This window comes from Paraburkholderia sp. CNPSo 3272, assembly GCF_024206495.1.
GTDB lineage: Bacteria > Pseudomonadota > Gammaproteobacteria > Burkholderiales > Burkholderiaceae > Paraburkholderia.
Genome location: NZ_JAMBPQ010000015.1, coordinates 106,484 through 120,250 on the forward strand (window position 1 = coordinate 106,484; position 13,767 = coordinate 120,250).

13 protein-coding genes are annotated in these 13,767 nt (G+C 66.7%); 11 read left to right on the forward strand and 2 right to left on the reverse strand.

Annotated elements, in window-relative coordinates; translation table 11 throughout:
* The first annotated feature begins 86 nt into the window (after positions 1-86).
* From M3I53_RS19750 to M3I53_RS19765, 4 genes are all read left to right on the forward strand, one after another.
* Entirely contained in the window at positions 87-431 is a 345-nt protein-coding gene (locus M3I53_RS19750) for a cupin domain-containing protein (protein ID WP_254317563.1), read from the forward strand.
* A gap of 211 nt (positions 432-642) precedes the next feature.
* Positions 643-1,380, forward strand: coding sequence for a helix-turn-helix transcriptional regulator (locus tag M3I53_RS19755; protein ID WP_375542556.1), 738 nt, complete (start codon positions 643-645; stop codon positions 1,378-1,380).
* A gap of 65 nt (positions 1,381-1,445) precedes the next feature.
* Positions 1,446-2,255, forward strand: coding sequence for a siderophore-interacting protein (locus M3I53_RS19760; RefSeq protein ID WP_254317564.1), 810 nt, complete (start codon positions 1,446-1,448; stop codon positions 2,253-2,255).
* A 59-nt stretch (positions 2,256-2,314) separates the two neighbouring features.
* The gene (locus M3I53_RS19765) at positions 2,315-3,586 is read left to right on the forward strand and encodes an MFS transporter (RefSeq protein WP_254317565.1); all 1,272 of its coding nucleotides are present in this window, start codon (positions 2,315-2,317) and stop codon (positions 3,584-3,586) included.
* Positions 3,587-3,780: 194 nt separating this feature from the next.
* Here the strand turns inward: M3I53_RS19765 and M3I53_RS19770 are convergent, their stop codons facing one another.
* Positions 3,781-4,935 carry a porin gene (locus M3I53_RS19770; RefSeq protein WP_069266003.1) on the reverse strand — a complete coding sequence of 385 codons (1,155 nt, stop codon included), beginning with the start codon at positions 4,933-4,935 and terminating at the stop codon, positions 3,781-3,783.
* A 219-nt stretch (positions 4,936-5,154) separates the two neighbouring features.
* Here M3I53_RS19770 and M3I53_RS19775 point away from each other — a divergent pair, with 219 nt between their 5' ends.
* The 7 genes from M3I53_RS19775 (at position 5,155) to M3I53_RS19805 (ending at position 12,478) form a co-directional block, all read left to right on the forward strand.
* On the forward strand, positions 5,155-5,430 hold the full coding sequence (locus M3I53_RS19775; protein ID WP_254317566.1) for a hypothetical protein: 276 nt from the start codon (positions 5,155-5,157) through the stop codon (positions 5,428-5,430).
* 100 nt (positions 5,431-5,530) lie between these two features.
* Positions 5,531-6,937 carry an ATP-dependent RNA helicase DbpA gene (gene dbpA, locus M3I53_RS19780; protein WP_254317567.1) on the forward strand — a complete coding sequence of 469 codons (1,407 nt, stop codon included), beginning with the start codon at positions 5,531-5,533 and terminating at the stop codon, positions 6,935-6,937.
* A gap of 95 nt (positions 6,938-7,032) precedes the next feature.
* A complete protein-coding gene (locus tag M3I53_RS19785) occupies positions 7,033-7,683 on the forward strand; it encodes a DsbA family oxidoreductase (RefSeq protein ID WP_254317568.1) in 651 nt (216 codons plus the stop codon).
* 162 nt (positions 7,684-7,845) lie between these two features.
* Positions 7,846-8,556: a DUF3348 domain-containing protein gene (locus M3I53_RS19790; RefSeq protein ID WP_254317569.1), complete on the forward strand. Its 711-nt coding sequence runs from the start codon at positions 7,846-7,848 to the stop codon at positions 8,554-8,556.
* Positions 8,557-8,578: 22 nt separating this feature from the next.
* Positions 8,579-11,197: a DUF802 domain-containing protein gene (locus M3I53_RS19795; protein ID WP_254317570.1), complete on the forward strand. Its 2,619-nt coding sequence runs from the start codon at positions 8,579-8,581 to the stop codon at positions 11,195-11,197.
* Complete coding sequence (locus tag M3I53_RS19800) at positions 11,194-11,841, forward strand: OmpA family protein (RefSeq protein ID WP_254317571.1); 648 nt, start codon at positions 11,194-11,196, stop codon at positions 11,839-11,841. Before M3I53_RS19795 ends, M3I53_RS19800 begins: the two co-directional genes overlap by 4 nt.
* Entirely contained in the window at positions 11,831-12,478 is a 648-nt protein-coding gene (locus M3I53_RS19805; RefSeq protein ID WP_254317572.1) for a DUF2894 domain-containing protein, read from the forward strand. The genes M3I53_RS19800 and M3I53_RS19805 overlap by 11 nt, the downstream gene beginning before the upstream one ends.
* 5 nt (positions 12,479-12,483) lie before the next feature.
* On the opposite strand, the gene M3I53_RS19810 is transcribed toward M3I53_RS19805, so the two are convergent.
* The gene (locus M3I53_RS19810) at positions 12,484-13,605 is read right to left on the reverse strand and encodes a 3-deoxy-7-phosphoheptulonate synthase (protein ID WP_254317573.1); all 1,122 of its coding nucleotides are present in this window, start codon (positions 13,603-13,605) and stop codon (positions 12,484-12,486) included.
* Between the last annotated feature and the right edge of the window lie 162 nt (positions 13,606-13,767).

Consider the following 13,767-nt stretch of genomic DNA (forward strand, 5'->3'; position numbering starts at 1 on the left):
ATGCGCTTGGCCACCAAGGTACCTGAACGGTTACAGGAACAATCGATGCGCGCCCTGTTTATCAGCCCAATGGCAGGAGCGAACGCATGATTGAACCTACCGACTTTCTGGCCATGACGACCGCCCTACGCGACGGTTATCGCAATGAGGTAGTCACAACGGTTAACGATCACGACATTCACGTCAGCGTGATGGAGGTGCCGTTCTTGTGGCATTTTCATCCCGACTCCGATGAGACGTTCATCGGAATCGAAGGTGTGCTGATCATTGATTTTGAAGATGGGACAACGGAGTTGCGCGCGGGGCAGTTGCTGACCATCCCCGCAGGCGTGCGCCACCGCACGCGCCCGGGCAGCGCACGCTCGATCAACCTGACGGTGGAAAAAGCCAATGCCACAACGATCCGCTGTGACGCGCCCAGGGAAGGGTGACTAGCAATTCGAGGTCTGTCGCCTCTTCGGCGAATCGAAGTCGCCGGTAGGACACCAGGTAATACGCAGCAGTAACGGGCGTTGCGCTGGAGGCAAGCGCCCGAGCCAAGACCCGACCGCGTGCTCACACCCCAAATATTTTCTTTGACAACCGCTCTTACGATATATATCTTAAGACATGTTTTAAGATACTCATCAGACAGGAGGCCCTATGCGCCGCCACCATCCGCACTTTGGTCAAACCGGCCGTCACGGCCACTCCCCGCGCGATCCGCGCGACTTCTTCGGCGGCCGCCACCCGGCCATGCAGGCGCTTCACGCGCTGCGCCACGCAATGGGCCGCCATCGCGGCGGCGAAGGTCCAGGGGACTTTGGCGAGCGCTTCGGCGAAGGTTTCGGCCGCGGCTTCGGTGGCTTCGGCGACGGCGACGGTTTTGGCCGTGGTCGCAAGTTCACGTCCGAAGACCTGCAACTCATGCTGCTCGTGCTGCTCGCCGAGCGCCCGAGCCACGGCTACGAACTCATCAAGGCGCTCGACGCGCGTTCGAACGGCTTCTACAGCCCGAGCCCCGGCATGGTCTATCCGGCGCTCACGTACCTGGAAGAGCTGGGCTATGTGAGCGTGACGCTCGAAGGCAACCGCAAGCGCTACGAGCTTTCGCCCGAAGGCCGCGTGTACCTCGAGGCCAACCGCGAACGTGCGGACCTGATCCTCGCGAAGCTCACGCACTTCGGCCGCAAGATGGAAGTCATGCGCCGCGCCATGGCCGGCGAGGATCCCGCCGAAGGCAGCGCCTGGGTGCGCGAGCTGATCGAGGCGCGCCGCGCGCTCAAGCGCGCACTGCTGAGCCGCACCGACGCCGCGCCGGAGGAACAGCGCCGCATCGCCGCGATCCTTGCGCGCGCCACACAGGAAATCGAAACCGGCGGCGACAACAGCGACGTTTGACAGCCCGCTTCCACGCGCCACGCGGCGGCCCACGCCGCGCCACCCCAACATCATCGGAGCCATACATGCAGAACCCGTCCCACCTCGAAGTCGTCCGTGTACGTCACCCGCTGAAATTCCGACTGTTGCGTGTGGCGCGCGTCACGGCGCTCTCACCCGCGCTCGTGCGCGTCACGCTCACGGGCGATCTGAGCGACTTCGTCTCGGCGTCGTTCGACGATCACATCAAGGTGTTCTTTCCCTCCGCCGGCGAGGAAAAGCCGGTACTGCCAACCCTCGGCCCTGACGGCATCGCGTTTCCCGAAGGCGTCGAGCGCCCCGCGGCGCGCGACTACACACCGCGCCGCTTCGATACGCAAACCAACGAGCTCGATCTGGAATTCGCGCTGCACGAAGCCGGTCCGGCGACGGCATGGGCGGCTCAGGCGCAGCCCGGCCAGTATCTCGGCGTAGGCGGCCCGCGCGGCTCCATGGTGATTCCCACGGGCTTCGACTGGCATCTGCTGATCGGCGACGAAACGGCGCTGCCCGCTATTCAGCGGCGCCTCACGGAGTTACCGGCCGGCGCGCGCGTGGCCGTGGTCGTCGAAGTGGCGAACCGCGCGGCCCGCATCGAACTGCCCACCGAAGCCGATCTTTACGCCACGTGGTGCTACCGCGACGAAAGCGAGTCGGAGCATCCGCTCGTGGACGGCGTGTCCCAAGTGTGGCTGCCGCCGGGCGAGGGCTACGTGTGGGCTGCAGGCGAAGCCTCGGCGATCCGCGCGGTGCGCGCGCATCTGTGCAACGCGCGCGGCGTCGACAAGAAGCGCATTCGCGCTTGCGCCTACTGGCGCCGCGGCGCGCAGGGGGCCCACGAAACGATCGACGACTGATCGATCGCGCTGGCGCGGCAACAGTCACGCCTTTTTACCTTCAGGCTCCAAGCCCATACATGACCACTTCTCTGACACCGCTGCGCGAACGCACCCTGCTCTGGCTGCTGGCGCTCACGCAGTTCACTGTCATCATGGATTTCATGGTGATGATGCCGCTAGGCCCGCAGATCATGCACGCGTTCGCGATCACGCCCGCCGCGTTCGCGACGGCTGTTTCCGCGTATTCGCTCTGTTCGGGTCTATCAGGACTCCTTGCTGCGACGTATATCGATCGTTTCGATCGCCGCCGTCTGCTGCAAATGACTTACGCGCTGTTCGCGCTCTCGAATCTCGCCTGCGCGCTCGCCACGAACTTTCATCTGCTGCTCGCCGCGCGTGCGTTCGCAGGGCTCACCGGCGGCGTGCTCGGCTCGATCGTGATGGCGATCGTGAGCGACGTGATTCCCGCCGCGCGGCGCGGCGCGGCCACGGGCATCATCATGACGGCATTCTCCATCGCCGCGATCGCGGGCGTGCCGGCCGGCGTGCTGCTCGGCGCGCATTACGGCTGGAGCGCGCCGTTCATGCTGCTCGTCGTGCTCTCGGTTGCGATCTGGCTCGTGGGCTCGCGCGTCGTGCCCTCGCTCACCGAGCACCTCGGCCAGCGCACGCCGCTCGCGCAAGTGCTGCCGAACCTCTGGCGACTGCTCACACTGCCGCGCCACCTGAAGGCCTTTGCGCTCACCTTCACGATGATGGCCGGCCATATGCTCGTGATCCCGTTCATCGCGCCGATGCTCGTCGGCAATCACAGCATCGCGCCGCAGCAGCTTTCATGGCTCTATATGGCGGGCGGCGCGGCGACGTTCGTGACCTCGCGCGCGGTGGGCCGTCTCGCGGACCGCTACGGCAAGCGCCGCGTGTTCCGCGTGATGGCGCTCGTTTCGCTCGTGCCTGTGCTGTTCGTCACGCATCTGCCCACGCTGCCTTTCCTCGCGCTCGTGGCGTTCTTCGCCCTGTTCATGATCTCGATGTCGGGCCGCATGGTGCCGATGCAGGCATTGCTCACGACGATTCCCGAGCCCGCGCGGCGCGGCGCCTTCCTGAGCGCCAACAGCGCGGTGCAGGCGCTCGGCACCGGCATCGGCGCGTGGCTGGGCGGCCAGTGGCTCACGAATGGCGCGCACGGCGCGATCATCGGCTTCGGGCAGAACGGCTGGATCGCCGCAGCGCTCACGTGCGTGGCGGTGTTGTGGGTTTCGCGGGTGCGTGGGGCGTCGGAAGACGTGTCGAATGACGTCGCCGCAACTGTGAGCGCAGCACCGGCGGCTGCGGCTGCGAAATCCTGAGCCACAAAAGAAAACCGGTTCGCAGCCGTGGCGCGCCTCATGAGCGCGTCACGCACCGCGAACCGGTCGTGCTTCAGGTAGAAAGCGGATGAAACCGCGGGCCTTGGGTAGCTTGCCCGCGTGCAGCGCGGGACCCGACCGGCCGATCGGGTGCCCGCGCTGCGTCGCTCCGCGAGGGAGCGAGCCAACGATGCTTAGAAGCGGTGACGCAGACCCACCGTTGCGGCGACCTGGTTCTGCGAGGTCGACGGCGACAGCGTGTTGATCATCGCAACGTTCGCGCCGGCGTCGCCGAGTTCGCCCGAAGCGTGCTGATACACGGCGCCGGCGTAGACGTCGGTGCGCTTCGACAGCGAGTAGTCAGCCGTCAGCGAAACGGTGTGCCACTTCGGATCGCCCGAACCGTTCGAACCCGTGACCTTGCCGTCCGTGAACGTGTACGACGCGTTCAGGGCGAGAGCCGGCGTGAGTGCATAGGCGCCGTTCAACTCGAAGTTGTCGAGGTGCAGGTTCGTGCCCGTGGGGATCGAGAACGTCGTGCCGCCCTGACCGCCCGCGATCAGGTTCTGGTACTGCGTGTGCGTCCACACGAAGCCAACCGTTGCCGGGCCGTAGTTGTAGTTCGCGCCTGCGCCGAACGTGCGTTGCGTTTGAGCCGACAGGTTGAAGTTGTTGCCGTTCGATGCCGAACTCGCGCCGTTCGTGTTACCGGTGCGCGTGTTGTTGATCTGCAGGTAGGCAGCCGAGAAGTTCAGCGGGCCGTTGCCGTACGACGCGCCTGCGCTCCATGCGCGGTTGTTCGCGAACTGGCCGGCGTCGTTGCTGAAGCCATACAGGCCGCCGAACTTGAAGCCCTGGTAGTTGACGCTCTGGTACTTGACCGAGTTCTTGATCGAGAACGAGTGGTCGAGGTTGTCGTTGTCGAACGGGTGAGCCGCGAGGTTGTTGCCGTAGCCGCTGCCGGTTGCCGAGAGCGGTGCCAGGTAGTCGACCATCGAGTCATACTGGCGGCCGAGCGTCAGCGTACCGAAGCGGTCGCTCTGCAAACCGACGAACGCCTGGCGGTTGAACATCGTGCCGCTCTCGGTGTCCTTGCCGTTGTTCAGGTTGAAGCCGTTTTCCAACGTGAAGATCGCATGCAGACCGCCGCCCAGGTCTTCGCTGCCCTTCAGGCCGAAGTACGTGTCGCCGACGGTGCCGCTACCCTGGTTCCATGCGGCGTGGCCGCCTGCATTGTTCGCGTAGACGATACCCGCATCCAGTGCGCCGTAGAGAGTAACGCTGCTTTGTGCGTGAGCGGAGGCTGCGAATGCGCCGAGGACGCCCGCGATAATCAAAGTATTCTTCATGACTTTCCTTATGACATTCAGACCGCGCTGACGCGGCTCCGGGTATTGGAGCCACACCGGCAATCCCGGGCGAAGTCTACGTGTCAAAGGCTTTAAATCGTCTTGGCAAACGCTGTAACAGTTATTTGCTAAATCTGGAAATATCGGAATAATAATCCGTAAGTCATTGTGGCGAATGGGAAATACGGAGTAATGCGCAGATCGGCCGGGATAGGCCGTGTGGCAAGGACGCGACGCCCGCTTCAGCGCGGAAATTCGATTATTGTGAAAAGTGGATTAATTGCAGGCAACTTCGCGAGATTAAAATCTTCGCTGCCGATGAAACTTTATGAGCACGATCATAGTCTTATCGCGCGCGTGCATTATTGCTATATACAGCGATTATTATTGCGCGAAATCGCGATTATCAAACCGATGATTTTCGGCGTCCTTTGCGGCGCTCGTCGGCGTCCCTCGCGCGGCACGCGCGCGGGCGCGGGCGCGCGCATCCGTTAAAATCCCGGAATGCGCGCGCACAGCGAGCGCACCACCCGCATCGACGCCACTTCTACCGAACGGCCGCGTCGCCCTCACCCGTCCGGCGCGAGACCCCGTCATGACAAACAAAGCCACTCCTACGCACGCCCAGCCCTTCAGCGAGCTGCCGCTCGCGCCCGCTACGCTCGCCAACCTCACACGCCTCGGCTACGTCGACATGACGCCGATCCAGGCCGCGAGCCTGCCCATCGCTTTCGCGGGCCACGACCTGATCGCCCAGGCCAAGACCGGCAGCGGCAAGACGGCGGCCTTCTCGCTCGCGCTGCTCTCGCGCCTCGACCCGCGCCGTCAGGACGTGCAGGCCATGATCCTCTGCCCCACGCGCGAGCTGGCCGACCAGGTCACGCAGGAAATCCGCCGCCTCGCGCGCGCCGAAGAGAACATCAAGGTGCTGACGCTGTGCGGCGGCACGCCCATGCGCCCGCAGGCGGCGAGCCTCGAACACGGCGCGCATATCGTCGTGGGCACGCCGGGCCGCATCATGGATCATCTGGAGCGCGGCAACCTCGCGCTCGGCGCGCTCAATACGCTCGTGCTCGACGAAGCCGACCGCATGCTCGACATGGGCTTCTTCGACGACATCGCCACCGTGGCGCGCCAGTGCCCCAAGGAGCGCCAGACGCTGCTCTTTTCGGCGACCTATCCCGAAGGCATTACGAAGCTGAGCCAGCAATTCCTTCGCAACCCGAAGGAAGTCAAGCTCGAAGAGCACCACGACGACAGCAAGATCCGCCAGCGCTTCTATGAAGTCACGGAAGACGAGCGCCTGCACGCCGTGGGCATGCTGCTCAACCACTATCGCCCCGTCAGCACGCTCGCGTTCTGCAACACCAAGCAGCAATGCCGCGACCTGCTCGACGTGCTGCGCGCGCAGGGCTTTCACGCGCTCGCGCTGCACGGCGAGCTCGACCAGCGCGAGCGCGACCAGGTGCTGATCCAGTTCGCCAATCGCAGCTGCTCGGTGCTCGTGGCGACCGACGTGGCCGCGCGCGGCCTCGACATCGCGCAGCTCGAAGCCGTGATCAACGTGGACGTCACGCCCGACCCGGAGGTATACGTGCACCGCATCGGCCGCACGGGCCGCGCCGACCAGGACGGCTGGGCGCTCAGCCTCGCAAGCATGGACGAGATGGGTCGCGTGGGCGGCATCGAGCAGGCGCTCAAGCGCGAAGTCGAGTGGAGCCCGCTCGCGGAACTGAAGCCCGCCAGCAACGAGCCGCTGTTGCCGCCGATGGAAACGCTGCAGATCCTTGGCGGCCGCAAGGAAAAGATCCGCCCCGGCGACGTGCTGGGCGCGCTCACCGGCGAAGCCGGCTTCAGCGGCTCGCAGATCGGCAAGATCAACGTGACGGATTTTTCGACCTACGTGGCCGTGGAGCGCAGCATCGCGCGCGACGCGCTGCGCAAGCTCAACGCAGGCAAGGTCAAGGGCAAGAAGGTCAAGGCCCGCATGATGGACGAATGAACTGACGAATCACCCGCGCCGGCTGCGCACGCCGCTTGCGCGCCCGCGCTGCACCGCGCCTCAGTGACCCCGCGCTCAACCGGATCAGGAAAGCCATGAAACAACCGCTCAGAATCGATTTCGTCTCCGACATCGCGTGCCCCTGGTGCGCAATCGGCCTCTCGTCGCTGAACCTCGCGCTCGAACGGCTGCGCGACACCGTCGACGCGCAGATCGTCGTACACCCGTTCGAGCTGAATCCGCAGATGGGCGCGGGCGGCGAATCCGTGCTCGAGTATCTGGGCAAGAAGTACGGCCGTACGTCCGAGCAGATCGCCGAGACGCAGGCCATGATCGGCGAGCGCGGCGCGAGCGTCGGCTTCACGTTCGGGCCGCGCGAGCGCATCTACAACACCTTCGACGCGCATCGTCTGCTGCACTGGGCCGGCATCGAGGGCAAGCAGCTGCCGCTCAAGCTCGCGCTGCTGCGCGCGTATCACGGCGAGGGCCAAGACACGAGCGACCACGCGGTGCTCGTCGCGGCGGCGCAGTCCGTGGGGCTCGACGCGGATCAGGCGCGTGCCGTCCTGGAAAGCGGCCAGTATGCCGACGAAGTGCGCGCCGAAGAGCACGAATACCAGGCGGCCGGTGTCCAGTCCGTGCCGGCGATCATCTTCAACCAGCAGTATCTGGTCAGTGGCGGCCAGCCCGTCGAAACCATCGAGCAGGCGATCCAGCAGATCCTGGCCGAGAGCGCCAAGGCCTGAACGGCCCAGGCGCGTGAATCCCCCGTGCGGCGCGGCCTCGCGCCCGCGGGCGCCCCGCTTTCACGGGCCGCTGCGCCGTCGTTCGCGCGCCTGGCAGACGGCCGATGCCTGCCGCCTCCTCGCGTGCGTGTAAACTAGCGGGTTTTTTGCCCAGGTAAAAAAGTGCTAGCCCCGCAACGCCTCGCGTTGAGCGGCCCGACGCTCGTTCGCTTACTTGCCCGCTTCGGCGACGCCGAAGTGCCCGAATCCCGGCAATCGATCTCGGACCAACTGAGCCAGTGGCTCGGGTGGACGGACGCCATCGCCCTATCAACGGCGTTGAGCGTCCAGACGCCGGACGGCGAGCCAGCCACGCGCGTGGGCGCCAGTGTCGAACAAAGCCAGAGCGAGCGCGTGCGCGCCGCGCTGACAAAGGCCATTGCGGGCGAAGGCGGCCCTGCGCGGCGCGACGGACGGCGCACGCAGGCCGCCAGCCAACCAGCCGATGTGGAACCCGATTTCGCCGATTTCCGCCAGCGCTACGTCGCCCTGCAGCAGGCGATGGAGACTGACATCGCCACATTGCGCGCCCGTCTGCGCGCCGCGCTGGCCGCCCGTGCGCCTGCGCTCGCGCGCCTCGCGACGGTGGACGCCGTGATGGAGCAAGCGCTCGGCGCGCGCGAGCGCAGCCTGCTCGGCGGCGTGCCCGCGCTGCTGGGCGCGCATTTCGAGCGGCAGCGCGCAGCGGCCGCGGCGCAGTCCGTTGGAGAAAGCGGCGCGCCTCACGCCTGGCTCGCCGGCTTTCGCAAAGATATGCAGAGCGTGTTGCTCGCCGAACTTGAGATTCGGTTTCAACCGGTGGAGGGGCTGCTTGCCGCCCTTCGCACCAGCTAACCCAAACGCTATGTCCCGCGCTATGTCCCGTTTTCGCATTGAACCTGTTGTCTTCGTCGCGGGTCTCGCCGCCGTGTGCTGGATCGGCGCCGGCTACGCGGTCACGAACCCGCTTGCGAGCGCCGTCACGCTGCTGATCGGCGCGTGCTATGTCAGGGGCGCCTGGGAGCTTTATCGCTTCCACCAGGCCACGACCACGCTCGCCCAGGCCATCGCGCAACTGAACACGCCGCCCGCGCGCCTCGCGGGCTGGCTCGACACGCTGCATCCGGGCCTGCGCAACACGGTGCGCGCGCGCATCGAAGGCGAGCGCGTGGCCCTGCCGGGCCCGGCGCTCGCGCCCTACCTCACGGGCCTGCTCGTGCTGCTCGGCATGCTCGGCACGCTGCTCGGCATGGTCGTCACGCTCAAGGGCACGGGCGCGGCGCTCGAAAGCGCCACCGACCTCGACGCCATCCGCGCCTCGCTCGCCGCGCCTGTGAACGGCCTCGGCTTCGCGTTCGGCACCTCGATCGCCGGTGTGGCCACCTCCGCCATGCTCGGCCTGCTCTCCGCGCTTTGCCGCCGTGAGCGCATCGAAGCCGCGCAACAGCTCGACGCGAAGATCGCGACGACGCTGCGCGCCTTCTCGCCGGCCCATCAGCGCGAAGCCTCGTTCAAGCTGCTGCAGCGCCAGGCCGACGCCATGCCCGCGCTGGTCGACAAGCTCGGCGCGCTGATGACGCTGATCGAACGCCAGGGCGCCGCGCAGCACGAACAGCAGATCGCGACCCAACAGGCCTTTGCCGCAAACGCCGAAGCCGCCTGGAGCCGCCTCGCGGCGTCCGTGGGCCAGTCGCTCAAGTCGAGCGCCGCCGAAAGCGCGCGCGCCGCGGGCGCGGCGCTGCAGCCCGTCGTCGAAGCGACCATGGCGGGCCTCGCGCGCGAATCGACGTCGATGCAGGGCGCGCTCACGCAGGCGGTGCAGCAACAGCTCGAAGGGCTCTCGCGCGGCTTCGAGGCGTCGACGGCGAACGTCGCCGACATCTGGAACCGCGCGCTCGCGCAGCACCGCCAGACCAACGAGGCGCTTGCCGCCGACCTGGGCGGCGCGCTGGAGCGCTTCAACGCAAGCTTCGAGCAACGCGCCTCGGGCCTGCTCGATGGCGTGTCGACGCGCTTCGAAAGTGCATCGGGAACGATGTCACAGGCGTGGCAGGCAGCGCTCGAACAGCAAGAACGCGTCGGCGAAAAGCTCGCCGCAGGCAACCAGCAGGCGCTCGCCACGGCAGCGGCGGCGTTCGAGCAGCACTCGGCGTCGCTGCTGCGCGCGGTCGATGCATCCCATGCGGACCTGCAGACGAAGCTCGGCGCGCGCGACGAAGCGCGGCTCGCGAGCTGGGCCGAAGCGCTCGCGGCGATGGCCGCCACCTTGCGCACGGAGTGGGAAGCGACCAGCGCGGTTTCGGCGCAGCGTCAGCAGGAAATCTGCGCGACGCTCGCGCAAACCGCGAACGACATCGCCGCGCAAGCGCAGCAGCACGCCAGCAAGACGATCGCCGAAATCGATCGTTTGGTCGATGCCGCCTCGGAAGCGCCGAAGGCAGCAGCAAACCTGCACGCGGAAATTTCCGCGCGCGACGATCAGCGCATCGAAACGTGGACCGCATCGCTCGCGACGATGGCCGCCGGACTGGGTAAAGAGTGGGAAGAAACCAGCGCGGCCACCGCGCAACGCCAGCAGGAAATCTGCGCGACGCTCGCACAGACCGCGAACGACATTGCTACGCACTCGCAGCAGCAGGCGAGCAAGACGATTGCCGAGATCGAACGCCTCGTCGATGCCGCCGCCGACGCACCGAAGGCCGCCGCGAACCTGCACGCGGAAATCTCCTCGCGCGACGAGCAGCGCCTCGAAGCATGGACCGCGTCGCTTGCCACGATGTCGGCGGCCTTGCGCGAGGAATGGGAAGCCACGAGCGCGGCCACCGCGCAGCGCCAGCAGGAAATCTGCGCAACGCTCGCCCAGGCCGCCAGCGACATCACTACGCAATCGCAGGCCCACAACGCCAGCACGATTGCCGAAATCGGCAGCCTCGTGCAGGCCGCGTCGGTCGCGCCGCAGGCCGCGGCCGAAGTCATCGCCGAGCTACGCCAGAAACTGTCGGACAGCATGGTCCGCGATACCGCGATGCTCGACGAACGCAACCGCCTGCTCGCCACGCTCGAAACGCTGCTCGACGCCGTGAACCGCGCCTCCACCGAGCAGCGCTCGGCGATCGACGCGCTCGTCTCCACGTCCTCGGATCTTCTCGAGCGCGTGGGCGGGCAGTTCAGCGCCAACGTCGAAGCCGGCAGCGGCAAGCTCGGCGCGATCGCCGCGCAGGTGAGCGGCAGCGCCGTGGAAGTGGCGAGCCTCGGCGACGCGTTCGGCGCGGCCGTAAGCGTGTTCGGCGAATCGAACGACAAGCTCGTGGCGCACCTGGAGCGCATCGAAGCCGCGCTCGACAAGTCGCTCGCGCGCAGCGACGACCAGCTCGCCTACTACGTGGCGCAGGCGCGTGAGGTCATCGACCTGAGCATGCTGTCGCAGAAGCAGATCGTCGAGAACCTGCAGCAGCTCGCGAGCCAGCGCGCCGCAGCCGGAGCGGACGCGGCATGAACGACGAAATCGACGGCGGCGCGGCCCCTGCTGCGCCGGTCTGGCCCGCGTTCGCCGACCTGATGTCGGTGCTGCTGGGCGCGTTCCTGTTGATCCTCGTGGGTGTCGTCGGCATGCAGCTCGAACTGTCCAGCCGGCTCGCCAACGAGGTGAAGCAGCGCAAGGCCGAAACCGAGCGCCGCAAGACGCTCGAAGAGGCACTTGCGGGCCCGCTCGCGGCGGGGCGCGTGACGCTCGTGAATGGACGCATCGGCATTAGCGGCAGCGTGCTGTTCGCGCTGAATTCGGATCAGTTGACGCCGCAAGGCCGCGATCTGCTCAAGAGCCTCGCCGGGCCGCTCACCGCGTACCTGAAGAGCCGCGACGAAATCCTGATGGTCAGCGGATTTGCCGACGACCAGCAGGTGCACGCAGGCAACCGCCGCTTCGCCGACAACTGGGAGCTTTCGGCCGAACGCGCGCTGACGGTCACGCGCTCGTTCATCGACGCGGGCGTTCCCGCGTCGTCGGTGTTCGCGGCGGCGTTCGGCTCCGAGCAGCCGGTGAGCGCCAACACGGACGAGGCTGGCCGCGCGAAGAACCGCCGCGTGGAGATCGCGCCGGTGCCGCGGCCGACCGTCGGCGAGGGCAAGCATGCTCAATGATGCGGGCACGCGGCTCTCGCAAGCAGCCACGCCCGACGCCCGCGCTCTGCTCGACGCCTGGCGCGCCCGCGGCGCGGACCAGCTCGACCCGGTGCGCTTTCACTTCATCGAGGCGCTGGAACGCCGCGCCGCCGCACACGCGGGCGAAGCGCGCCGGCTCATCGACGCGCGCCTCGCAAAACTGCTCGACGCCTTTGCCGATGACCTCGCGCGCGAGGCATCGAAAATCACGCAGGGGCTCGGCGACGATACGGCGAGAAGCGAGCTGGGCCGCCTCGTCGATTCACTCTCGCGTGCGGAACCCGCTCAACCGGCGACGCGCGTGCGGCACGAGCCGGACCCGGAACTGGTCGAATACTTCCGGCAAACGTGGCTGCGCGTGCGCTCCGAAAAACAGTTGCGGCAGTCGCTGGACCAGGTGCCCAGAAACGCGGGGCCGCTCAATTCGAGCAGCCTCGTGCATCGCGCCCTCTCGCTCATGCGCGAGGTGTCGCCGGGCTATCTGCAGCAATTTCTCGCCTATGCCGATGCGCTTTCGTGGCTCGAGCAGCTGAATGCGAGTGTGGGAGTGGCGGCGCCGGTCAAGGAGGCGCCGCGGACAACGTCTGCGAAGAAAGGCTCGCGCAAGGGGCGTTAGCGCCCTCAGGCCGCCTTGCGCCGCTCCCGCACCGCCTGCGCCAGCCCATCCAGCACCGGCGCCGTCTGCGCCCAGCTGATGCACGCATCGGTAATCGACACGCCGCGCTTGAGCGGCACGCCCGGCTTCTGGTCCTGGCGCCCCTCTTCCAGATGGCTCTCGATCATCACGCCGACAATGCGCTTGTCGCCGCCCGCCAACTGCTCGCCGATATCGCGCGCCACGTCGATCTGGCGCTGATGCGCCTTGTTCGAGTTCGCGTGCGAGCAGTCGATCATGACCTGCTCGCGCAACCCCGCCTTCGCGAGCGCCGCGCAGCACGCCGCCACGGAAGCCGCATCGTAATTCGGCCCGCTCTTGCCGCCGCGCAGGATTACGTGGCAGTCGTCGTTGCCGCGCGTTTCGAAAATCGCGGCCATGCCCATCTTCGTCATGCCCATGAATGCGTGGCTCGCGCGCGCCGCGACGATGGCGTCGGCAGCCACCTGCACGCCGCCGTCGGTGCCGTTCTTGAAGCCGATCGGGCATGAGAGGCCCGAGGCGAGCTGCCGGTGGCTCTGGCTTTCGGTCGTGCGCGCGCCGATCGCGCCCCACGCCACGAGGTCGGCAATAAACTGCGGACTCAGCAGATCGAGGAATTCCGTGGCCGTGGGCAGGCCGAGCGCGTTGATATCGAGCAGTAGCTGGCGCGCCGCGCGCAGGCCCTCGTTGATGCGGAAGCTGCCGTCCAGCCGCGGATCGTTGATATAGCCCTTCCAGCCCACCGTGGTGCGCGGCTTCTCGAAGTACACGCGCATGACGATCAGCAGGTCGTCCTCGAGCGTATCGGCCTTCGCCTTAAGCAGCTTCGCGTATTCGATCGCCTGGTCGTGGTCGTGGATCGAGCACGGGCCCACCACCACCACGAGCCGGTCGTCGCGCTGCGCGAGGACCTCGGCGATCCTGCTGCGGCTCGTTTCGACCAGCGTTTGCGTCTCCTGCGGCACCGGCAGCTCGTCGAGCAGCAGCGCGGGCGAGATGAGCGGGCGCACGGCGCCGATGCGCGTGTCGTCGATGCGGGTCGTGTCCTGGGTGGCGTCGGCCACGCCGACTTCCTGATCGTGCTGCGGATTATCGATACGGCTCAAGATATTCTCCAACTGCGCTTTTGACGCGCGCATCATGCATGTGTGGGGGATGAATGCGCGATTATCGCATCCGGCGATGCCGGTATCCCGAACCAGCATGCTAAACGTCACCCTGAAACGAAACGAGGCGGCCCGAAGACCGCCTCGCACGAGGAACCACAA